This is a genomic window from Curtobacterium sp. MCSS17_006 (genome assembly GCF_003234215.1).
In the GTDB taxonomy this organism is placed as follows: domain Bacteria; phylum Actinomycetota; class Actinomycetes; order Actinomycetales; family Microbacteriaceae; genus Curtobacterium; species Curtobacterium flaccumfaciens.
The window spans coordinates 177,023-195,808 of the sequence record NZ_QKSO01000005.1; the positions used below are offsets into that span (position 1 = coordinate 177,023).

Here is an 18,786-nt window from a genome sequence, read left to right on the forward strand (position 1 = left end):
GACGCCGAGGCCCCGCCGCTTAGCATCGACCGGATATGAACCTGGCTGCAGCAGACACCACCGACGTCCCGAAGTGGGCGTCCAACGCGTTCCTCCAGTTCGTCGATGCCTGGCAAGCACCGATCACGATCGTCATCACGATCCTCGCGGCGATCATCCTCCGGCTGATCCTCCGTCGCATGATCAAGCAGGTCGTCGACCGCATCGTGAACGGCGTCAAGAAGCGTCAGGGAGCGGCCGACACCCAGGCCCTCATCGCCTCACCCGTGCAGACCGCGCGGGTCGTGCAACGGACCCGGACGCTCGGCAGCGTGCTCGAGAACCTCGCCACCGTGGTCGTCGTCGTGATCGCGCTCGTGATCATCGCGACGGCGCTGTGGAAGGGCGCCGCGGTCGGCATCGTCGGTGGTGCGTCCCTCGTCGCTGCCGGCCTCGCCGTCGGCGCCCAGTCCATCGTGAAGGACCTGCTGTCCGGCATCTTCATGATCCTCGAGGACCAGGCCGGCGTCGGTGACGTCGTCGACACCGGGCAGGCCACCGGCGTCGTCGAGAACGTCGGGCTGCGCGTCATGCAGATCCGCGACGTGAACGGGATCCTGTGGTTCGTCCCGAACGGCCAGATCCTGCGCGTCGGCAACCTGTCGCAGGGCTGGTCGCGCGTGCTCGTGGACATCACCGTGCCCTACGACACCGACATCGACGCCGTGCAGGACGCACTGCTCAAGGCCGCCGTCACGATGTCGCAGGAGTCCCGCTGGCGGCAGCGGATCGTCGAGAAGCCCGAGATCTGGGGCCTGCAGTCGATCACCGACGCCGGCATGGTCTTCCGCCTGGTCGTGAAGACCCGCGCGTCCGAGCTCGACGTCGTCGGCCGGGAGCTCCGCACCCGCCTGAAGCACGCCGTCGACGAACTCGGCATCACCCTGCCGGCGATGGCGATGATCATGCCCGAGGGTTGGGAGAACGCCACCTCGATCAACGGCCTGCGCACCGTCCGGACCCAGCCGACGCCGGCCCCCACGAAGCCCCGGCGTCCCAAGCGCAACATCCTCGGGCAGCCGATCCGCACCGACGACCCCGACAGCGGGAAGGACCCCCGATGACCGACCCCACACCCCCGAGCAGCACGGGCGGGCCCGGAGCGCGCGGCTCGCTCGGCATGCCCGGCGCCCCCGGCATGCCCGGCTCGGTCGGCGTCCCGGCGCAGCCGATCACCCTGCGCGTCGGGGAGCACGGCGCCTCGGCCACCGGGTCGCTGTACGAGCGGATCGGCGGCGCTCCGACCTTCGACCGGCTCGTCCGGCGCTTCTACGAGGGCGTGCAGCAGGACGAGGTCATCTGGCCGATGTACCCGGCCGACGACCTCGAGGGTGCGATCTGGCGCCTGTCCGCCTTCCTGCAGCAGTACTGGGGCGGCCCGGGCACCTACAGCGAACAGCGCGGCCACCCCCGCCTGCGGATGCGGCACAACCCGTTCCGCATCACGTCCGAGGCGCGGGAACGCTGGCTCCACCACATGCACGAGGCGGTCGAGTCACTCGAGCTCGCGCCCCTCGACGAAGCCGAGCTCTGGGGCTACCTCGACCGCGCTGCCCACGCGATGACGAACACCTTCGACTGACCCGCGCCGGGCACACGCCGTCGTGTCCTCGAGACGCCGCCGAATCCGGCGGCGTCTCGACGCTCCCGCGGCGTCTTCCGCTGACGCCGGCGTGCAGTGATCGTCACGAGCGGCGGACGGGAGGCCCGTGGCGGCGCCGCCACGGGCCTCCCGTCCGCCGGTTCCCGCGTTCTCGTTCCCGCGAGACGCCGGCGTGTCCGTCCGACGCCGCCATGTGCGTTCCACGCCTCCGAATTCGGCGGCGTCTCGCGGGGCAGGCGGGGTGTTCGCGGGACGCCGGCGTCTTCGGGCAGCGCGTCTCAGCGCACGCACGAGCCGGAGCCGAGGTCCTCGACCAGGGACGGCCGCGACGGCCGCCAGCCGAAGGCCGACCGGGCGTGCGCGCCGGACGCCTCCTGGTGCAGCAGCAGGGCGTCGGCGAAGTCCCGCCCGAGCCGTTCGCGGCTCGCGTCGACGCTCTCGGCGACGACCGGTGCACCGTGGGCCCCGGCCTCGCCGATCTGGCGGACGGTCGGGTTGTCGCCGGTCGCGGCGACGATGTACCCGTCGGGCTCGCCGCGGTGCAGCGCGAGGACGTAGAGCTCGCCGAGATCGTCGACGTGCACCGTCGTCCACCGCTGCGAGCCGTCGCCCACCAGCCGCACCGGCTGCTCGCCGTCGCTGACGAACATCGCCGGGATGCCGGCGCCGCGCCCGTAGACGATGCCAGGGGCGACGATGGTGCTCCGCACGTCGCTCCCCCGCAGCAGGGCCTCGTTCGGTCCGCGCCAGGCGGTCAAGGCCGGCGGGTCGATCGGCGACTGCTCGGAGATGTCCGTCGAGTCGCCGAAGGTGAAGATCCCGCCGGTGTGCACGAACGGCTTCGGCGTGCCGGCCAGGGCACCGATCGCGGTGCGGATGAAGTCCGGGTCGACGCCGGGCGCCGATGCCGTGTGGACGACGCCGTCGCTCTCGTGCAGCAGGCGTTCGACGACGTCGGTGTCGGTGACGTCGCCGACCAGTGCACGGCCACCGGCGTCACGGACGTGCTGGGCCTTCTCGTCGGAGCGGACGAGCGCGGTGACCTCGTCGCCGTGGGCCACGAGGGAGCGGAGGACGGAGGAGCCGATGTAGCCGGACGCGCCGGTGAGGAAGACGTGCATGCGGCCAGCCAACCACGGCGGCCGGGCGGCGTCGCGGTCGGGGGTGGTCGGCGCCTCGTCGTCGGTGTCGTCGGTGTCGTCGGTGTCGTCGGTGTCGTCGCTAGGAGCTCAGGGTCCAGGCGCGGCGCTTGACGAGCACGTGGCCGCGCGAGGTCGTGAGTCGGCTCCACGGACCCGTCTCGAACAGCCGGACCGGGTCGTGCCCGAGGAACCCGAGGCTCTCGCCCGCGAAGCCCGCACCGGCGGGCAGGTGTTCGACGCCGGGGACCGGTCGGCCCCAGACCTCGGCGCGGATCCGTCGGACGATGGCCTCGCCCGCGTTGGACGGCACGGCGTCGGCGACCTCGGCGATGCCGTCGCGGACGGCGCGGCGGAGGAGTTCCGGTGAGACGTCCGGCAGCGGGACCCAGCCACCACGGGGCGGCGAGATGGCCGCCCACGTCACGGTGTGCACCTCGTGCGGCAGCTCGACCTCGATCGGGGTGGCCCGCGTCGGGTCGGCACCCTCGGCGTGTTCTGCGTCCTGCGCCTCGGCCAGCAGGCGGAGGCGCTCGAGGAGCGACTGCAGCGGGACCACGGTGTCGATCGACGCCGGCTCGGTGAGCGAGAACGTGCGGAGGCCGAGCACCGTCGGCAGTTCGTCGAGCAGCCCGAGCGGGTAGAGGATCGCCGTGTAGACGGCCAGGACGCCGGAGTCGGCGATGAGCCGGACCGAGCCGTCCTCGATCCGAGCGGCACGTCCGAGGTACGTGCGGAGGTCACCGAGTGAGGCGGCGTCGGGAAGCGTGAACGAGTTGCCCATGTCGTCACCGATCCTACCGGCCGTCGATGCCGGAGCACCTGGGCATGGCGACCTGCGACGGGGTCGGGCGGCCGTTCGTAGACTGCACAGCGTGAACGGCGAACCCGACTTCCTGCGGACCCTGCGACTCGAGGACACCGGCGCGAGCACGGGCGAGACGATCCTGACCGGTGCCAGCCACTGGTCCCCCGGTGGACGGGTGTTCGGCGGGCAGGTGCTGGCGCAGTGCATCGTCGCGGCACAGCGCACGATCGAGGGACGCGACGTCCACTCGATGCACGGCTACTTCCTGCGGCCCGGCGACATCGACGTGCCGATCACCTTCGGGGTCGAGCGCATCCACGACGGCCGGTCGTTCGCGGCCCGACGTGTGCAGGCGTACCAGCGGGGTGTCCCGATCTTCTCGATGATCGCGTCGTTCCAGGTGCCCGACACCGGCATCGAGCACCAGGACCCGTACCCGGTGGACACCCCGGACCCGGAGTCCCTGCCGTCGGCCGCGTCGCTCCTGTCCGCGATCGACCACCCGGTCGCACGAGCCTGGGCCGCGCGGTCCATCGACCTGCGCCACGTCGAGGGACCGGTGTTCGTCGACGTGCAGGGCGAGCACGTGCCGCACCAGGCGGTCTGGTTCCGCGTGCAGGGCGACCTGCCGGACGACCCGGCGCTCCACCGTGCGGTGCTCGGGTACGCGAGCGACCTGTCGATCCTCGAGCCGATCATGCGCCGGCACGGCGTCGCCTGGGGCACCCCGGGGGTCAAGAGCGCGAGCCTCGACCACGCCATGTGGTGGCACCGCGACGGTCGCGCCGACGAGTGGATCCTGTACACGCAGGAGTCCCCGAGCGCACAGGGCGGCCGGGGACTCGCGTTCGGTCGGATGTTCTCCCGTGACGGTCAGCTGCTGGCGACCGTCGCCCAGGAGGGCATGATGCGGGTGCCTACGGCCGGCTGAACTGCACCGGTTCCTCGAGGTAGCGCTGGCACGCGGCACGCTCGGGGTCGGTCAGCCGACGCGGACGGTTCGTCGCCGCGTCGACCATCACGAGTGCCGTCGTCGCTCGGGTGTACAGGACGGCGGGGTGCTGTCCCACCGGCGACCAGACCTCGTACGAGACGTCGATGCTCGCGCCCCCGAGCCGCCCGATCCACATCTGGATGTCGAGCGGTTGGCGGAGGTACGGGATCGACGCCAGGTACTCCAGGCGCTGGCCGGCGATCACCGTCATGGTGCCGGAACCCGGCCGACCGTCGATGATCGGCTCGGGCAGGTCACCGTCGGGGTCTTCACCGGGGTCGGCACCCCAGAATCCCACGATGCGCGCCTCTTCGAGGAGGCGCAGCATCGCGGAGTTGTTGACGTGACCGTAGGCGTCGATGTCGCTCCACCGCATGCGGATGGGAGCGTGCAGTCTCGCCACGAGGGTCAGTCGCGGGTGAGCTTGCGGTACGTCGCGCGACCGGGCTTCGCGGCATCGGCACCGAGGCGCTCGATCTTGTTCTCCTCGTAGGCCTCGAAGTTGCCCTCGAACCAGTACCAGTTCGGCGTGCCGTCCTCGTTGAGGCCCTCCCACGCCAGGATGTGCGTGGCGATGCGGTCGAGGAACCACCGGTCGTGGGTGATGACCACGGCGCAACCGGGGTACTCGAGCAGGGCGTTCTCGAGGCTGCCGAGCGTCTCGACGTCCAGGTCGTTGGTCGGCTCGTCGAGGAGCAGCAGGTTGCCGCCCTGCTTGAGCGTCAGCGCCAGGTTCAGACGGTTGCGCTCACCACCGGACAGGATGCCGGCGCGCTTCTGCTGGTCCGGGCCCTTGAAGCCGAACTGCGACACGTAGGCGCGGGACGGGATCTCGGTCTTGCCGACCTGGATGTAGTCGAGCCCGTCGGACACGACCTCCCACAGGTTCTTGTTCGGGTCGATGCCACCACGGCTCTGGTCGACGTACGAGATGTCGACCGTGTCGCCGATCTTCAGCGTGCCGCCGTCGAGGGGCTCGAGGCCGACGATCGTCTTGAAGAGCGTGGTCTTGCCGACACCGTTCGGGCCGATGACGCCGACGATGCCGTTGCGGGGCAGCGTGAACGACAGGTCGCCGATGATGACGCGCTCACCGAACTGCTTGCGCAGGTGCTCGGCGTCGATGACCTGCGAACCCAGACGCGGGCCGACCGGGATCACGATCTCCTCGAAGTCGAGCTTGCGGGTGCGCTCGGCCTCGGTGACCATCTCCTCGTACCGGGCGAGACGGGCCTTCGACTTCGCCTGGCGGCCCTTGGTGTTGCTCCGGACCCAGTCGAGCTCCGAGGACAGGCGCTTCGCGAGCTTGGCGTCCTTCTTGCCCTGGACCTCGAGGCGAGCGCGCTTCTTCTCGAGGTAGGTCGAGTAGTTGCCCTCGTACGGGTACAGGCGGCCGCGGTCGACCTCGGCGATCCACTGGGCGACGTGGTCCAGGAAGTACCGGTCGTGGGTCACGGCGAGGACGGCACCGTGGTACTGCTGCAGGTGCTGCTCGAGCCAGAGCACGCTCTCGGCGTCGAGGTGGTTGGTGGGCTCGTCGAGGAGGAGCAGGTCGGGCTTCTGGAGCAGCAGCTTGCAGAGCGCGACGCGGCGCTTCTCACCACCGGACAGGTGGGTGACGAGTTCGTCCCCCGGGGGGCACTGCAGCGCGGCCATGGCCTGCTCGAGCTGGGAGTCGAGGTCCCACGCGTCGGCGGCGTCGATGTCCTCCTGCAGGGTGCCCATCTCGGCCAGGAGCGCGTCGAAGTCGGCGTCCGGCTCGGCCATGAGCGCCGAGATCTCGTTGAAGCGTGCGAGCTTGCCGTGGATCTCGCCCACGCCCTCCTGCACGTTCTCGAGCACGGTCTTGCTCTCGTCGAGCTCCGGCTCCTGCATGAGGATGCCGACGCTGAAGCCCGGCGTGAGCTTCGCCTCGCCGTTGGACGGCTGGTCGAGACCCGCCATGATCTTCAGGATCGTCGACTTGCCCGCACCGTTCGGTCCGACGACGCCGATCTTGGCACCGGGGAGGAACGACATCGTGACGTCGTCGAGGATCAGCTTGTCGCCGACCGCCTTGCGGGCGCGGACCATCTGGTAGATGTACTCAGCCATATCGGCCCCAAGTGTAGTGACACCGCCGGAGCACCGCTCGCCCGACGCCGGATCGCCGCTTCCCGCACCTGTACGAACAAGCCTGTTGTTCGCGACACGGACGACGTAGCTTGGCCTCACCCCGCTACCTCGGGCCCGTCGCCCACCACGACGAGGACCAGGATCAGGACCACGGACAGGACGAGGACCATGACCACGCACACGACCACGACCCCGTCGCGGCTCCGCCGCCTCGCGCTCCCCTTCGTCGGAGCGATCGCACTCACCGTCGCGCTCATCGCCCCGGTGTCGCCGGCATCGGCCGCCGGTGCCGTGCCGAAGGGCAGCCCCTACCTGCTGTACACGGCGAGCATCAGCGCCAACGGCACGGGCACCGGCTACTCGTCGTACATCAACGTGCACGACGCCCACAACAACGCCTACGCGTTCGGGATCCAGTCGGACAAGGGCTCCCCGCAGAGCAAGGGCAAGCCGCGCTACATCTGGGAGCGCGTGCAGAACGGCAAGTTCACCTACGGCTACCTCGGCCCGGCCACCAACAAGCTCACGCCCATCGGCATGCGCTGGTACAAGAACGACGTCGCGACGATGATCGTGAACCACAAGACGATCGGCACCCTCAAGCTCAACCTCGACGGTCGCCTGTTCTTCAACGCCGAGGCCAACGCCCGCCTGAACGGTGACGTCGTGCACTCGACGGTGCAGAACACCCGCATCACGGTCGGTGACCGCAAGTCGAACACCGGCCTGAACGGCAAGTGGGACACGAGCTTCTCGTTCCACGGGCTGAAGGCGAAGCAGACGAACAGCCCGCGGGTGCAGGGCGCCAGCTTCAAGATCGACGGCCGCGTGACCGGGCTGCCCCGAGGCGGCAACTGGGACACCGCCCAGGTCTCCGGCATCGGGATGATCGCCCAGAAGTGGTGACCGACGCGACGCGGTGAACCGCACGCGCACCCGGCGGCCTGATCCGCACCCTGACTCCGGTCGGCGTGCGGGTCAGGCCGCTTCGGCGTCGTGTGCGTGGTCGTCGAGGGGCGGCGCGGGGTCCCAGGGGGCGGCGTCCTGTTCGAGGACGTGCTCGGACGGCCCCGCGGGCTCCTCGCCGTCGCCGGGCGGCGGCGCCCCGTGCACCCCGTCGACGTCACCGTCACCGTCCGGACCGTGCTCGGTCGCTGGTGCGTGGTCGTGCGGACCGTCCGGCTCCGCGCCGTGGTCGGACCCGTGACCGGCGCCGTGCCCCACGGGGTCGCGGACCTCGCCGGTGCGGGGGTCCACCCCGCGCAGACCACCCTGCCCCGAGGCGCCGTCGCCGACCTGCCGCGGCACCCGCAGCCAGTTGCTGATCCCCCACGCCAGGTCGTGGCCGATTCCGTCGGCGTCGATCTCGACCGAGGTCCCGCCGCGACCGTCGCGTTCCCACGTGCGGATGCGGACCCGGCCGGCGACGACGATCCGGTCGCCCTTCTTCAGCGACTTGTACACGTTCGACGCGAGCGACCGGAACGCGGTGACGGTGTACCAGTTGGTGGCGCCGTTGACCCAGGCGGCGGTGGCCCGGTCCCAGCGGCGCGAGGGTGAGGCGAGTCGGAGACTCGTGATGGCGATGCCGGTCTCGGTGACGAGGTGCCGGGGCTCGGTGGCGACGATTCCGCAGACGGTGATGATGTCGTTCATGCGTCGATCGTCACGGAGCCCGGGGTCGCGTCAGTGACCCCGGGCTCGATCTGTGGCGTGTGGACCCGATCAGGCGACCTGTGGAGGACGAGTCCCCCGGGCCTCCTGTCCGGACCCGGTCAGTGCGCTCGGAACTCGGGCCGGGCGGCCAACGGTCCGAGCGCGGCGTGGACCGCGCCCTTCGCGGACTCGAGGGACGGGTACGGCCCGCCCGCCCGTCGTCGTCCGTAGAGCTCGACCTGGAACCCGTCCGCCGCGCGGTGGATGCTGCCCACCGCTCCGGCCGGACCGATCGCGACCCAGGTTCCCGTGTTGTCCGTCATGTTCGAACCACCTCCTCGTGGCCCTGCCGCCCCGGGGTCAGGACGCCAGGATGTACTGACTGTAGGCCTTCCGGACCTTGTTCACCTTGGGCAGCGCGACTGCGAGGCAGTAGCCCTGCCCGGGGTTCTTCGCGAAGAAGTCCTGGTGGTACTCCTCTGCCGTGTAGAACGTCGAGAGCGGCTCGATGGTGGTGACGATCCCGCCGTCCCAGATGTCCGACGCCCGCTCGATGGCGCGCTCGAACAGCTCGCGCTGCGTGTCGTCGGCCGGGAACATCGCCGAGCGGTACTGCGTGCCGACGTCGGCCCCCTGGCGGTTCAGCTGCCGGGGGTCGTGCAGCGTGAAGAAGACGTCGAGGATCACGTCAGCCGGGATCACCGACTCGTCGAACGTCACCGCGACCGCCTCGGCGTGCCCCGTCGTCCCGGTGCACACCAGTTCGTACGAGGGGTCCTCGACCTGTCCGCCGACGTAGCCGGACACCACGTCCTGCACACCCTGGAGTGTGCGGTACACGGCGTCGAGACACCAGAAACATCCACCTGCGAGCACGAACGTGGTCATGGGCACAACCTCTCTCCGGGCTGCCCGTGCAGCCCCGTCGTTCCTCCACAACAGTGTGCGCGGAGACCCTGTTCCCCAGATCGGACGTTGCCCCTCGGCGTGTCGGTGGTCCCCCGTAGCGTCGGCACCACACCGACCAGGAGGCCAGCGATGCAGACCATCACCGAACCCGCACTGCGGATCCGCACCGTCCCGCTGGCCCGCGCCCGGGGCGACTACCGCATCCTCGACGTCCGCGACGACCTGAGCCGGATCACCCGGGCCAACGGAGAGATCGTCGGGTACGTCGACCGCATCGACGTCGCCGGCGACACCGCCTACCGTGCCCGCCGGTACGTCGCGACCGAGCGCCGGTTCGTCGAGCTGCCGAGCGTGTGGTCCGCCGACGACGCCGTGGACACCCTGCGCTGGTCATGATGTTCCACATTGGAATCATCTGCACCGGGATGCACGGAACGCCGTCCGGCCTCCCCGACGCCTGACCGTTCCGTGGGTATGGTGCGCGCATGGACTGGTGGAACGACCTGACCGACTGGACTTCGTCCGACACGGGTTGGCGGGTGCTCTCGGGCGCTGTGATCCCCTTCGTCGCCATCGTCGTGGCGGGCGTCATCGCGGCGCTCATCGGGCGCAGCGCGACCAAGCGGGTCGTGGCGCTCCAGGAGCGGGAATCGAAGAACGCGGCCGTCGCCGCGATCCTGACGGCTGCGCGCAAGGCAGCGGCATGGGGATCGCTCGGACACGACGAGCGTGCGTACGCCGACCACCTCGCCGAGGACGCCGACATCCGGCTGCGCCTGCTCCCCGTGCAGGGTGCGCCGCTGGCCGCGAACTGGGCCCAGCACGAGATCGCCGACATCAAGAAGAACTCGTCGACGTTCAGCTTCCAGGCGGACCAGTCCCTCGCCGAGTTCCGTGACCGCCTGCTCGACTGGCAGGCGCGACCGAGCCGTGCGCGCAAGCTCTTCAAGGCCGACCTCGAGCGCTGGAAGTTCGAGTCCCCGGACCCCGACGCCGACCTGATCAAGCGCCAGCAGGACTGGAACGCCGACCAGGCCGAGGCCCCTCGCACGCAGGCACCCGCACAGGCCCCGGCGCCGGCTCCGGCTGCCCCCGCCGAGCGTCCCACCCCGACGACGACCTCGCTGCGTCCGGCGCAGCGCCCCGCGTCCGCACCCTCGACCCCTCCGGCGGCGGCCGCTGCCGCAGCCGGTGCTGCTGCGCCCGGCGCTGCGTCTGCCGGTGCCGCAGGCGCGACGACCCCGTCGTTCTCCGTGAACCGTGGTGCGGGCACGAACCCGAACCGCGGCAGCGCTGACCAGAACGCCACGCGCTCCTTCGGTGACAACACCACGCGCGTCTACGGCGACGACGAGGCTGCGCCCCCGGTCCGTCCGGCGCTCGGTACCCCGACCTCGCCCGCCCGCTCCGTCCAGGGCCGCGGCACGGACGACACCGAGGTCGTGGACGACGACAGCGCCACGCGGGCCTTCGGCGACGCGAGCGCCACCCGCGCACCCGGCGACGCGAGCGCCACCCGCGCCTTCGGCGACACCGACCGCGCACCGCGGAACGACCGACCGTCCTCGTCCGACCGCCCCGTCGCGACGCCCACCGCGGCCGACGCCCACGTCAACCGGGCGCCCGCGAACGACGTCCCGCCCGCATCGGCACCCCGGGTCGACTCCCCCGGCGCGACGAACACCACGTCCGTCCCGACACGTCTGAACCAGGCCCCCGCCGAGCCCGCCGACGCGAACGAGACCTCGGAGGCGCCGTACACGCAGCCGATCAGCGCCGCCGAACTCCGACGCCGCGCCGCGGACGACGACGAGTAACCACCCCCACGACGAGAACAGGGCCGCCATCCGGAGAGGATGGCGGCCCTGTTCGTCTTCGGCGCCCCCGGCAGGAATCGAACCCGCGGCACGGTGGGTAGAAACCACCTGCTCTATCCACTGAGCTACGGAGGCGAGCAGCGTCGATTGTAGCGGCGAGCGGCCCCGGGACGCTCGATGCGCGCCCCGCCGCGTCGGGGTGACAGGACCCGGCGGTCGCCCAACGGTCGGCCGCCGTCTGCTCCCCGTTCCCCTCCGCGACACCCGCGCTTCGTAGCGTCCGGAGCATGCGCACCACCGGTTCCGTCCTCGCCGTCGTGCCCGCACGTGCCGGGTCGAAGGGGATCCCCGGCAAGAACCTCCGCACGGTCGCGGGACGTTCGCTGGTCCGTCGGGCGGTCGAGTCGGCACGACGTGCCACGCGCATCGACGAGGTCGTCGTCACGACCGACGGCGACGCCATTGCTGCCGAGGCGGTCGCCGCCGGTGCCGCCGTGGTCCGCCGTCCACCCGAGCTCGCGGGTGACGAGGCGTCCTCGGAGTCCGCGCTGCTGCACGTCCTCGACGCGATCAGCACCCCGCTGCCCGAGGTCCTCGTCTTCCTGCAGGCGACCTCGCCGTTCATCGACCCGGCCGACCTCGACACCGCCGTCGCACGCGTGGTCGACGGGCACGCCGACGCGGTGTTCGCCGCCGCTCCGTCACACGCGTTCCTGTGGCGGACTGCCCCGGACGGCACGGCGGTGGCGGTGAACCACGACGCTTCGACCAGGCCCCGCCGCCAGGACCGGGAGCCCGAGTACCGCGAGACCGGCGCCTTCTACGTGATGCGGACGGCGGGGTTCCTCGAGAACCGGCACCGGTTCCACGGCCGCGTCGAGCTGGCCGTCGTCGACGGTGCCGGCGCGATCGACATCGACGACGAGGGCGACCTGGCCCTCGCCGAAGCCCTCGCCGAAGCGCCCGGCGCGCTGACCGACGCACTCGCCGACGCACGCGTCGGCGACCCGGCCCCCGCACCCACCACGACCCGAGACCCATCCCCGACGCGGGCCACCCCCGCACCGAACGGAGCACCATGACCGTCACCATCGGTACGTCCACGATCGGCGCGGGCCACCCCGCGTACCTCATCGGCGAGATCGGCCTCAACCACAACGGCGACGTCGACATCGCGAAGCAGCTCATCGACGTCGCTGCCGACGCGGGCCTGCAGGCCGTGAAGTTCCAGAAGCGCACTCCCGCGATCTCCACGCCGGAGCACATGAAGAACACCCCGCGCAGCACCCCATGGGGCGACATGACCTACCTGGAGTACCGCTACCGCGTCGAGTTCGACCGCGACCAGTACATCGAGATCGGCGACCACGCGACCCTCCGCGGGCTCGACTGGTTCGCGTCGCCGTGGGACGAGCCGTCGGTCGACTTCCTCGAGGACCTCAACGTCGTCGCGTACAAGATCGCCTCGGCGTCCGTCACCGACCTCGGCATGCTCGCCGCCGTCGCCGTGACCGGCAAGCCCGTCATCCTGTCGACCGGCATGTCCACGCTCGAGCAGATCGACGCCGCCGTCGAGGCCCTCGGCACCGACCGCCTCGTCCTCATGCACGCGACGTCGACCTACCCGCTGCCGGCCGAGGAGGCGAACCTCCGCATGATCGACACCCTCGCCCACCGCTACGCGGGCGTCCCCGTCGGGTACTCCGGCCACGAGCCCGGCCTGCAGATCTCCATCGCCGCCGTTGCCCTCGGTGCCACGGCCGTCGAGCGCCACATCACGCTCGACCGCACGATGTGGGGATCCGACCACGCCGCGTCGCTCGAGCCGCACGGCCTGAAGACGCTCGCCCGTGACATCCGCATCATCGAGACCGCCCTCGGCGACGGCGTGAAGAGGATCTTCCCCGGCGAGCAGGCACCGCTCGCGAAGCTGCGTCGCGTCGGCGCGTGAGCGGATGCAGTCCCCATCCGACCGCCGGCGAGCAGGCACCGCTCGCGAAGCTGCGTCGCGTCGGCGCGTGAGCGGCCCGGTCGACGGGACCCGCGCCTTGGAAGCGCCGGCTGACGGCAGTGGGTCGACGGGCGGACGGGAGGCGCGCCTCCCGTCCGACGCGTCACCACGCGTCCGACGCGTGGTCGGCCTGGTCGACACCGACTCGTTCGCGAAGTGGGGCGCCCACCTGCTGGCGAGCGCACCGGCGGACTGGGACCTGGAGCTGCGCACCGTGGCGACCCCGAGGTCGGCGAGTCCGAAGCAGCTGCGGTCGGCGTTCCGCGGGCTGGACCGGCGCCTCGCCCACCTGCACCGGGAACCGCCAGCGCCGAAGGACGTCGACGCCGTCGTCGAGGAGCTCCGACAGGACCCGCCGGACGCCGTCCTGGTGTCGTTGATCGGACCGGTGGCCGAGCTCGTGATCGACGAGGTACACCGGCGGATCCCGGACCGGCCGGTGCTGGTCTCGGGGCTGCCGGGGATCTCGTTCCCGTCGAAGTGGAAGGGCATCTTCTTCCGCGCCCGGGCCGACCTGTTCGTGCTGCACAGCCATCGTGAGGTCCGCGCGTACGAGGAGATGGCGCGCGAGGGCGGCGTCGAGCCGCACTTCGCGCTCGCCACGCTGCCCTTCGCGCGGGGGGTCGGCGCGACCGGCGGCGCCGGCGCGAGCGATGGTGCGGGCTCGACCGGCCGCGACTCCGTCGTCTTCGCTGCGCAGCCGAGTGTGCCGTTCGAGCGGGCCGACCGTGCCCTCGTCGTGCGGTGGCTCGTCGAGACGGCGCGGGCGCACCCGGAGTGGCGCGTCGTCATCAAGACGCGCGCTGCGGCCGGTGAGCACCAGACGCACCGCGAGGAGCACCCGTACCCGGACCTGGTGCCCGCGGACGCGCCGACCAACCTCGTGGTGGAGAGCGGCCCGATGGCCGAGCACCTCGACCGTGCGGTGGCGCTCGTGACGATCAGCTCGACCGCGGTGCTCGAGGCGGCGGCGCGAGGCGTGCCCGCACTCACGCTGACCGACTTCGGGATCGGGCGGCACCTGATCAACGAGGTGTTCGTGGGGAGCGGCCTCGAGGGTGACGCCGTCGACCTGGTCGACGGACGGTTCGGTGTCGTCCGGCCGGAGTGGATGCGGGACAACTACTTCCACCCGGCCTCGGAGGACGACTGGCAGCACCGACTCGTGGAGCTCATGGCCCGACGGGACGCCGGCACGTTGGTGGACCGGGCACCGGCACGGCGGAGTCGCGGTGGGGTGCTGCGCCGTGCATGGGAGCGGAAGAACGCCCTCGGTGGGGCCGATCGCAGTCCGCTCGGGCTGGTTGCGCTGGGCATCGGGGCGCCGATCCGGGGCGCGAAGCGGCTGGCGCGACGCGTGCGGGCGCTGGTCGATCCGCCGGAGCCCGTGGTGGTGGCGGCGCCGACGTCGCAGCGTGCGGGGGCGCGGGCCGCTGTGCCCGTGCCGGGGGCCACCGCTGGGACGGCCACGGCGGCGGCCGCCCCGGCCGCGGCGGCGGCTCGTTCAGAGCGCCTTGGCCACCGCGAGCAGGAGTTGGTCGCGGGTCGGGACGCCGGGTGAACGGAAGACCTCGGTGCCGTCGTCCTGCCGCACGATGATCGTGGGCGTGGACCGGATACCGAGGTCTTCCGCGTCGTCGGGGTGTGCCGCCACGTCGCGTTCGGTCACGGTGAGCCCGGGGACGAGCGCCGAGGCCTCGGCCGACACCCGGCGGGCGGCGGCGCACGGCGCACAGAAGGCGGACGTCCAGAGGTCGAGCTGCATGTGGTCCTGCAACGCGGCGGGTAGGGGTTCTACTCCCGGTCGAACTCGCCGCTGCGGTCGCCGCGGTCCTGCAGGTCGTCGACCGGGTCGGACTCGCCGGGCTCGTAGGTGAACTCGACCGAGATCTGGTCGAGGACCTGGCGGGACTTGGTGGCGCGGTAGGTGAAGGCGGTCTGCAGGCCCTCGACGTCGGCGAACACCGTGACCTCGTCGTCCAGCGCGTCGCTCGTGGCGGTGCGGGTGTCGGTCGTGCCGTCGAAGGGGCCGCCGTGGAAGATCGCGGTGTACTCGTCGCCTTCGTGGATGGTGATGTCGCTCATGCCTCCCTTCTATCAGGCGGCGGCTGGTGCAGTCTGTCCGGCCCGTCGTTGCGCTATTCATAGCACGGCTATATAGTTCGGCTATGGAAACACCGCGTGAGCAGACGATCGAGACCCTCCTCGTCTCCGTCAACCGCCTGATCCGCAGCGCCGTCCAGTCGACGGGCAACACCACGTCCACCGCGGTCTGGCGCACGCTCGGCATCCTCGAGACCGACGAACCACTGCGACTCGGTGAACTGGCCACCGCCTCCCGCGTGGCGCAGCCCACGATGACCCGGCTCGTCGCCGGCATGCTCGCCGACGGCCTGGTCAGCCGCAGCGTCGACCCGGACGACTCCCGCGGGCAGCTCATCGAACTCACCGAGGCCGGACGCGAACGGCTCGCTTCCTGGCGCTCCACCCTCACCAGCACGGTCGGTCCGTTGTTCGCCGACCTGACCGACGACGACTGGGACGTCCTGCACCACGCGGCGAACCTGATCGCCCAGCGCACCCGGACAACCCCCAACGGAACGGAGATCCCCGCGTGAACGCCCACGCACCCGCCGGCCAGTCCGGCTCCATCCTCAAGCAGTCGTCCGCGGTCTGGGCGATCGCCTTCGCCTGCGTCGTCGCGTTCATGGGCATCGGCCTCGTCGACCCGATCCTCCCGGCGATCGCGGCGTCCCTCAAGGCGACCCCCGCGCAGACCGAACTGCTCTTCACGAGCTACCTCGCCGTCACCGGCGTCGCGATGTTCTTCACCAGCTGGGTCTCCAGCCGCATCGGCGCGAAGCGCACCCTGCTCATCGGACTCGCCCTGATCGTGCTCTTCTCGGTGCTCGCGGCGACGTCGAACAGCGTGTGGAGCATCATCGACTTCCGTGCCGGCTGGGGCCTCGGCAACGCGCTCTTCATCTCCACCGCGCTCGCGACCATCGTCGGGGCAGCGTCGGGCGGCACCGCCTCGGCGATCATCCTGTACGAGGCAGCGCTCGGCCTCGGCATCGCCGTCGGTCCCCTCGTCGGAGGCCTGCTCGGTTCGGTGAGCTGGCGCGGCCCGTTCTTCGGCGTCACGACCCTGATGGCCGTCGCGTTCATCGCCATCGTCGCCCTGCTGAAGACCGGCAGCCTCGAGAAGCCCACGCCGACGAAGCTCTCCGCACCCTTCCGCGCCCTGACCCGTCCGGCACTCGCCGCCCTCGCCGCGACCGCGCTGTTCTACAACATCGGCTTCTTCGTCCTGCTGGCGTACACGCCGTTCCCGCTCGGCTTCGGCGCGCTCGGCATCGGGTTCACGTTCTTCGGCTGGGGTGTCGGTCTCGCGATCACGTCGGTGTGGGTCGCCCCGATGCTCACCGCCCGTCTCCGGAGGACGACGGTGTTGAAGATCGCACTGCCCCTGCTCGCGCTCGACCTGTTCGCCGCGGCCCTCGTCGTCCGTTCCCAGGTCGGCCTGATCATTTGCGTCGTCATCGGCGGCCTCGTCCTCGGTGTCCTGAACACCGTGCTCACCGAATGCGTCATGGAGGCCACCGACCTCCCCCGCTCCGTCGCCTCGAGCGCCTACTCCGCCGTCCGCTTCATCGGCGGCGCCATCGCCCCGCCCGTCGCGACCCTGCTCGCCGACGCGTACTCCCCCTCGGCCGCCTACGTCTTCGCGGGTACATCCGTCGCGGTCGCCTTCGTCGTGATCCTCTGCACCACCAGGGTCCTGCGCCGCGTCGACGACGGTCCCGAGCCGGAGCGCATCGAGGCCGAGGCCATCACCGCCGGCGACATGGCGTAGCGGCGGGGTGCGGAGCGCTTCACGCGCGCCCCACTTGCACCCCGCACCCCGCTTCCCCACGAACGGGCGAAATGCCGGAGTGTCCCCCTTGGGCACGCCGGCATTTCGCCCGCTCGTGCGGAGCTGGCCAGAACCGTGCGGCAGGCGGGGTGGAGGGCGACCGCCTGGAGGCGCAGGGCGGCCTGCCGGGGTCGCCCCGGGCCTCCAGGCGGTCACCTGCAGTGCTCGCGGCTCGCGTCCGGACGAGCGGGCGAAACATCCGGGTGCGCCGGCAGGGCACCCTCGGCATTTCGCCCGCTCGGCTGGACACGGGCGTGCGGAGCCGCGACCAGGGCGGCGGCGTCGGCGAGCGGGCGGAATACCGCGGTGCGTCCACGGGGTGGCCGCGGCATTTCGCCCGCTCGGCTGGACACGGGCGTGCGGAGCCGCGCCCGGGGCGCAACCGCAGTCGGCGAGCGGGCGAAATGCCCGGGTGCGTCCGCCGGGTGACCGCGGCATTTCGCCCACTCGTGGTGAGGAGGCGGGATCGGCGCGGCAGGCGGGGCGGAGGGCGACCGCCTGGAGGCGCGGGGCGGCTTGCGGAGTCGCGTTGAGCCTCCAGGCGGTCGCCTGCACCGCGTGCGGCTCGCGTCCCGGACGAGCGGGCAGAACGTCCGGGTGCGTCCGCAGGGCGACCGCGGCATTTCGCCCGCTCGCGCATCCGCTCGCGCATCCGACGCACGGAACGGGCGGGAACGGGCAGGCACGGGCCGGCCAGCGCGAGCGGGCGCAGCGGCACGTACGGGACGAACGCAGGGCGGGAATAGGATCGGGGACATGGCAACCGCGAATGACCGCCTCGTCTGGATCGACTGCGAGATGACCGGCCTCGACCTCGAGGTCGACGAACTCGTCGAGGTGGCCGTGGTCATCACCGACTTCGACCTCGAGCCCGTGCACCCCGGGTTCGACATCGTCATCAAGCCGGACCAGTCCGCGCTCGACAACATGAACGAATTCGTGACGAACATGCACGTCACCTCGGGGCTCATCGAGGAGATCCCGAACGGCGTGAGCCTGGCGGACGCCGAATACCAGGTGCTCGAGTACATCCTGGAGCACGTCCCCGCTGAGGGCTCCGCACCCCTGGCCGGCAACACCATCGGCACCGACCGCGCGTTCCTGTCGAAGTACATGCCGCGGGTCGACGGGCACCTGCACTACCGCAGCGTCGACGTGTCGAGCATCAAGGAGCTCTGCCGCCGCTGGTTCCCCCGCGTGTACTTCAACGCGCCGGAGAAGCACGGTGGGCACCGGGCCCTCGCGGACATCCTCGAGTCGATCCGCGAGCTCGAGTACTACCGCCGTGCCGGCTTCGTCGCCGAGCCCGGCCCGAGCACCGACGACGTGCGTGCCGTGCAGGCCGACGTCGTGGCGAAGTGGGAGTCACGGCTGGCGCAGCCCGCGGCCGAGTAGCGACACGGGTGGTCCGCACCCCGTCTCGCATGTACTACTATTGAGTGGTCGCGCCGGTCCGCCGGTTCGAACATGGTGGATATAGCTCAGTTGGTAGAGCGCCTGGTTGTGGTCTAGGAGGTCGCGGGTTCGAGACCCGTTATTCACCCCAGTCGAGGGAGAGTCCTGTTGCGTGTGACGCAACCGGGGCTCTCCCTCAGTGTTTGTCAGGGCGCCGTCCGGCTTCGCCGCGAGTGGTCAGCCGCGAGTGGTCAGCGCGGTGTGGGACGATCCACCCGTGATGGAGATGTCCGCCGACGCGTTCGAGCAACTCGTGACCGACGAACTCGACCTGCTGCCCGACGAGATGGTCGACGGGCTCGACAACGTGGTCTTCGTCGTCGA

21 protein-coding genes and 2 tRNA genes are annotated in these 18,786 nt (G+C 71.1%); 13 read left to right on the forward strand and 10 right to left on the reverse strand.

Going from position 1 to position 18,786, the window contains the following annotated elements; all coding sequences use genetic code 11:
• The first annotated feature begins 35 nt into the window (after positions 1-35).
• Positions 36-1,103, forward strand: coding sequence for a mechanosensitive ion channel family protein (locus DEJ21_RS07180; protein WP_111224150.1), 1,068 nt, complete (start codon positions 36-38; stop codon positions 1,101-1,103).
• 56 nt (positions 1,104-1,159) lie between these two features.
• The gene (locus DEJ21_RS07185) at positions 1,160-1,621 is read left to right on the forward strand and encodes a globin (protein WP_241660472.1); all 462 of its coding nucleotides are present in this window, start codon (positions 1,160-1,162) and stop codon (positions 1,619-1,621) included.
• A 299-nt stretch (positions 1,622-1,920) separates the two neighbouring features.
• Here the strand turns inward: DEJ21_RS07185 and DEJ21_RS07190 are convergent, their stop codons facing one another.
• The gene (locus DEJ21_RS07190; protein ID WP_111224151.1) at positions 1,921-2,763 is read right to left on the reverse strand and encodes an NAD-dependent epimerase/dehydratase family protein; all 843 of its coding nucleotides are present in this window, start codon (positions 2,761-2,763) and stop codon (positions 1,921-1,923) included.
• Between the two features lie 100 nt (positions 2,764-2,863).
• Positions 2,864-3,565, reverse strand: a complete 702-nt coding sequence (locus tag DEJ21_RS07195) for a hypothetical protein (RefSeq protein ID WP_111224152.1) — start codon at positions 3,563-3,565, stop codon at positions 2,864-2,866.
• Positions 3,566-3,656: 91 nt separating this feature from the next.
• Between DEJ21_RS07195 and DEJ21_RS07200 the strand changes: the two genes are divergently transcribed.
• Entirely contained in the window at positions 3,657-4,520 is an 864-nt protein-coding gene (locus DEJ21_RS07200; RefSeq protein WP_111224153.1) for an acyl-CoA thioesterase II, read from the forward strand.
• Here the strand turns inward: DEJ21_RS07200 and DEJ21_RS07205 are convergent.
• Both DEJ21_RS07205 and ettA read right to left on the reverse strand, forming a co-directional pair.
• Positions 4,507-4,959: a thioesterase family protein gene (locus DEJ21_RS07205; RefSeq protein WP_111224154.1), complete on the reverse strand. Its 453-nt coding sequence runs from the start codon at positions 4,957-4,959 to the stop codon at positions 4,507-4,509. The two genes, DEJ21_RS07200 and DEJ21_RS07205, sit on opposite strands and share 14 nt — an antisense overlap.
• Positions 4,960-4,991: 32 nt before the next feature.
• The gene (gene ettA / locus DEJ21_RS07210) at positions 4,992-6,677 is read right to left on the reverse strand and encodes an energy-dependent translational throttle protein EttA (RefSeq protein WP_111030561.1); all 1,686 of its coding nucleotides are present in this window, start codon (positions 6,675-6,677) and stop codon (positions 4,992-4,994) included.
• Between the two features lie 189 nt (positions 6,678-6,866).
• Between ettA and DEJ21_RS07215 the strand changes: the two genes are divergently transcribed.
• Positions 6,867-7,604, forward strand: coding sequence for a hypothetical protein (locus DEJ21_RS07215; protein ID WP_111030562.1), 738 nt, complete (start codon positions 6,867-6,869; stop codon positions 7,602-7,604).
• A gap of 72 nt (positions 7,605-7,676) precedes the next feature.
• Here DEJ21_RS07215 and DEJ21_RS07220 read toward each other — a convergent pair whose 3' ends face one another.
• From DEJ21_RS07220 to msrA, 3 genes are all read right to left on the reverse strand, one after another.
• Complete coding sequence (locus DEJ21_RS07220; protein ID WP_110864903.1) at positions 7,677-8,354, reverse strand: single-stranded DNA-binding protein; 678 nt, start codon at positions 8,352-8,354, stop codon at positions 7,677-7,679.
• A gap of 119 nt (positions 8,355-8,473) precedes the next feature.
• On the reverse strand, positions 8,474-8,677 hold the full coding sequence (locus tag DEJ21_RS07225) for a hypothetical protein (RefSeq protein WP_027464651.1): 204 nt from the start codon (positions 8,675-8,677) through the stop codon (positions 8,474-8,476).
• Positions 8,678-8,714: 37 nt separating this feature from the next.
• Positions 8,715-9,242: a peptide-methionine (S)-S-oxide reductase MsrA gene (gene msrA, locus DEJ21_RS07230; protein WP_111224155.1), complete on the reverse strand. Its 528-nt coding sequence runs from the start codon at positions 9,240-9,242 to the stop codon at positions 8,715-8,717.
• 150 nt (positions 9,243-9,392) lie between these two features.
• Here msrA and DEJ21_RS07235 point away from each other — a divergent pair, with 150 nt between their 5' ends.
• Positions 9,393-9,659 (forward strand): hypothetical protein, encoded by a 267-nt coding sequence (locus DEJ21_RS07235; RefSeq protein WP_111095461.1) that lies wholly within the window; start codon positions 9,393-9,395, stop codon positions 9,657-9,659.
• 89 nt (positions 9,660-9,748) lie between these two features.
• Positions 9,749-11,080 carry a hypothetical protein gene (locus DEJ21_RS07240; RefSeq protein WP_111224156.1) on the forward strand — a complete coding sequence of 444 codons (1,332 nt, stop codon included), beginning with the start codon at positions 9,749-9,751 and terminating at the stop codon, positions 11,078-11,080.
• Positions 11,081-11,142: 62 nt separating this feature from the next.
• On the opposite strand, the gene DEJ21_RS07245 is transcribed toward DEJ21_RS07240, so the two are convergent.
• Positions 11,143-11,215 (reverse strand) — tRNA-Arg (locus DEJ21_RS07245).
• A gap of 152 nt (positions 11,216-11,367) precedes the next feature.
• Here DEJ21_RS07245 and DEJ21_RS07250 point away from each other — a divergent pair.
• The 3 genes from DEJ21_RS07250 (at position 11,368) to DEJ21_RS07260 (ending at position 14,652) form a co-directional block, all read left to right on the forward strand.
• The gene (locus tag DEJ21_RS07250; protein WP_111224157.1) at positions 11,368-12,162 is read left to right on the forward strand and encodes a cytidylyltransferase domain-containing protein; all 795 of its coding nucleotides are present in this window, start codon (positions 11,368-11,370) and stop codon (positions 12,160-12,162) included.
• Positions 12,159-13,031, forward strand: coding sequence for an N-acetylneuraminate synthase family protein (locus tag DEJ21_RS07255; protein ID WP_111224158.1), 873 nt, complete (start codon positions 12,159-12,161; stop codon positions 13,029-13,031). The genes DEJ21_RS07250 and DEJ21_RS07255 overlap by 4 nt, the downstream gene beginning before the upstream one ends.
• Positions 13,032-13,212: 181 nt before the next feature.
• The gene (locus DEJ21_RS07260; RefSeq protein ID WP_111224159.1) at positions 13,213-14,652 is read left to right on the forward strand and encodes a DUF6716 putative glycosyltransferase; all 1,440 of its coding nucleotides are present in this window, start codon (positions 13,213-13,215) and stop codon (positions 14,650-14,652) included.
• Here DEJ21_RS07260 and DEJ21_RS07265 read toward each other — a convergent pair.
• Positions 14,596-14,856: a thioredoxin family protein gene (locus tag DEJ21_RS07265; RefSeq protein WP_027464648.1), complete on the reverse strand. Its 261-nt coding sequence runs from the start codon at positions 14,854-14,856 to the stop codon at positions 14,596-14,598. The genes DEJ21_RS07260 and DEJ21_RS07265 overlap by 57 nt on opposite strands.
• 29 nt (positions 14,857-14,885) lie before the next feature.
• Complete coding sequence (locus DEJ21_RS07270) at positions 14,886-15,176, reverse strand: hypothetical protein (RefSeq protein ID WP_071405508.1); 291 nt, start codon at positions 15,174-15,176, stop codon at positions 14,886-14,888.
• A gap of 83 nt (positions 15,177-15,259) precedes the next feature.
• Here DEJ21_RS07270 and DEJ21_RS07275 point away from each other — a divergent pair, with 83 nt between their 5' ends.
• The 4 genes from DEJ21_RS07275 to DEJ21_RS07290 all read left to right on the forward strand — a co-directional run bounded on the left by DEJ21_RS07275 (position 15,260) and on the right by DEJ21_RS07290 (position 18,553).
• Positions 15,260-15,709, forward strand: coding sequence for a MarR family winged helix-turn-helix transcriptional regulator (locus tag DEJ21_RS07275; RefSeq protein ID WP_111024208.1), 450 nt, complete (start codon positions 15,260-15,262; stop codon positions 15,707-15,709).
• Positions 15,706-16,947 (forward strand): MFS transporter, encoded by a 1,242-nt coding sequence (locus DEJ21_RS07280; RefSeq protein WP_111224160.1) that lies wholly within the window; start codon positions 15,706-15,708, stop codon positions 16,945-16,947. The genes DEJ21_RS07275 and DEJ21_RS07280 overlap by 4 nt, the downstream gene beginning before the upstream one ends.
• An 816-nt stretch (positions 16,948-17,763) precedes the next feature.
• Positions 17,764-18,402, forward strand: coding sequence for an oligoribonuclease (orn, locus tag DEJ21_RS07285; protein ID WP_111224161.1), 639 nt, complete (start codon positions 17,764-17,766; stop codon positions 18,400-18,402).
• Positions 18,403-18,477: 75 nt separating this feature from the next.
• Positions 18,478-18,553: transfer RNA gene (locus tag DEJ21_RS07290), tRNA-His, on the forward strand.
• The last annotated feature ends 233 nt before the right edge of the window (positions 18,554-18,786 follow it).

Excerpts from the sequence above, each read along its gene's own strand:
- DEJ21_RS07180 (WP_111224150.1), top strand. The coding sequence starts at position 36 with ATGAACCTGGCTGCAGCAGACACCACCGACGTCCCGAAGTGGGCGTCC.
- DEJ21_RS07185 (WP_241660472.1), top strand. The coding sequence starts at position 1,160 with ATGCCCGGCGCCCCCGGCATGCCCGGCTCGGTCGGCGTCCCGGCGCAG.
- DEJ21_RS07190 (WP_111224151.1), bottom strand. The coding sequence starts at position 2,763 with ATGCACGTCTTCCTCACCGGCGCGTCCGGCTACATCGGCTCCTCCGTC.
- DEJ21_RS07195 (WP_111224152.1), bottom strand. The coding sequence starts at position 3,565 with ATGGGCAACTCGTTCACGCTTCCCGACGCCGCCTCACTCGGTGACCTC.
- DEJ21_RS07205 (WP_111224154.1), bottom strand. The coding sequence starts at position 4,959 with ATGCGGTGGAGCGACATCGACGCCTACGGTCACGTCAACAACTCCGCG.
- ettA (WP_111030561.1), bottom strand. The coding sequence starts at position 6,677 with ATGGCTGAGTACATCTACCAGATGGTCCGCGCCCGCAAGGCGGTCGGC.
- DEJ21_RS07215 (WP_111030562.1), top strand. The coding sequence starts at position 6,867 with ATGACCACGCACACGACCACGACCCCGTCGCGGCTCCGCCGCCTCGCG.
- DEJ21_RS07220 (WP_110864903.1), bottom strand. The coding sequence starts at position 8,354 with ATGAACGACATCATCACCGTCTGCGGAATCGTCGCCACCGAGCCCCGG.
- DEJ21_RS07225 (WP_027464651.1), bottom strand. The coding sequence starts at position 8,677 with ATGACGGACAACACGGGAACCTGGGTCGCGATCGGTCCGGCCGGAGCG.
- msrA (WP_111224155.1), bottom strand. The coding sequence starts at position 9,242 with ATGACCACGTTCGTGCTCGCAGGTGGATGTTTCTGGTGTCTCGACGCC.
- DEJ21_RS07235 (WP_111095461.1), top strand. The coding sequence starts at position 9,393 with ATGCAGACCATCACCGAACCCGCACTGCGGATCCGCACCGTCCCGCTG.
- DEJ21_RS07240 (WP_111224156.1), top strand. The coding sequence starts at position 9,749 with ATGGACTGGTGGAACGACCTGACCGACTGGACTTCGTCCGACACGGGT.
- DEJ21_RS07250 (WP_111224157.1), top strand. The coding sequence starts at position 11,368 with ATGCGCACCACCGGTTCCGTCCTCGCCGTCGTGCCCGCACGTGCCGGG.
- DEJ21_RS07255 (WP_111224158.1), top strand. The coding sequence starts at position 12,159 with ATGACCGTCACCATCGGTACGTCCACGATCGGCGCGGGCCACCCCGCG.
- DEJ21_RS07265 (WP_027464648.1), bottom strand. The coding sequence starts at position 14,856 with ATGCAGCTCGACCTCTGGACGTCCGCCTTCTGTGCGCCGTGCGCCGCC.
- DEJ21_RS07270 (WP_071405508.1), bottom strand. The coding sequence starts at position 15,176 with ATGAGCGACATCACCATCCACGAAGGCGACGAGTACACCGCGATCTTC.
- DEJ21_RS07275 (WP_111024208.1), top strand. The coding sequence starts at position 15,260 with ATGGAAACACCGCGTGAGCAGACGATCGAGACCCTCCTCGTCTCCGTC.
- orn (WP_111224161.1), top strand. The coding sequence starts at position 17,764 with ATGGCAACCGCGAATGACCGCCTCGTCTGGATCGACTGCGAGATGACC.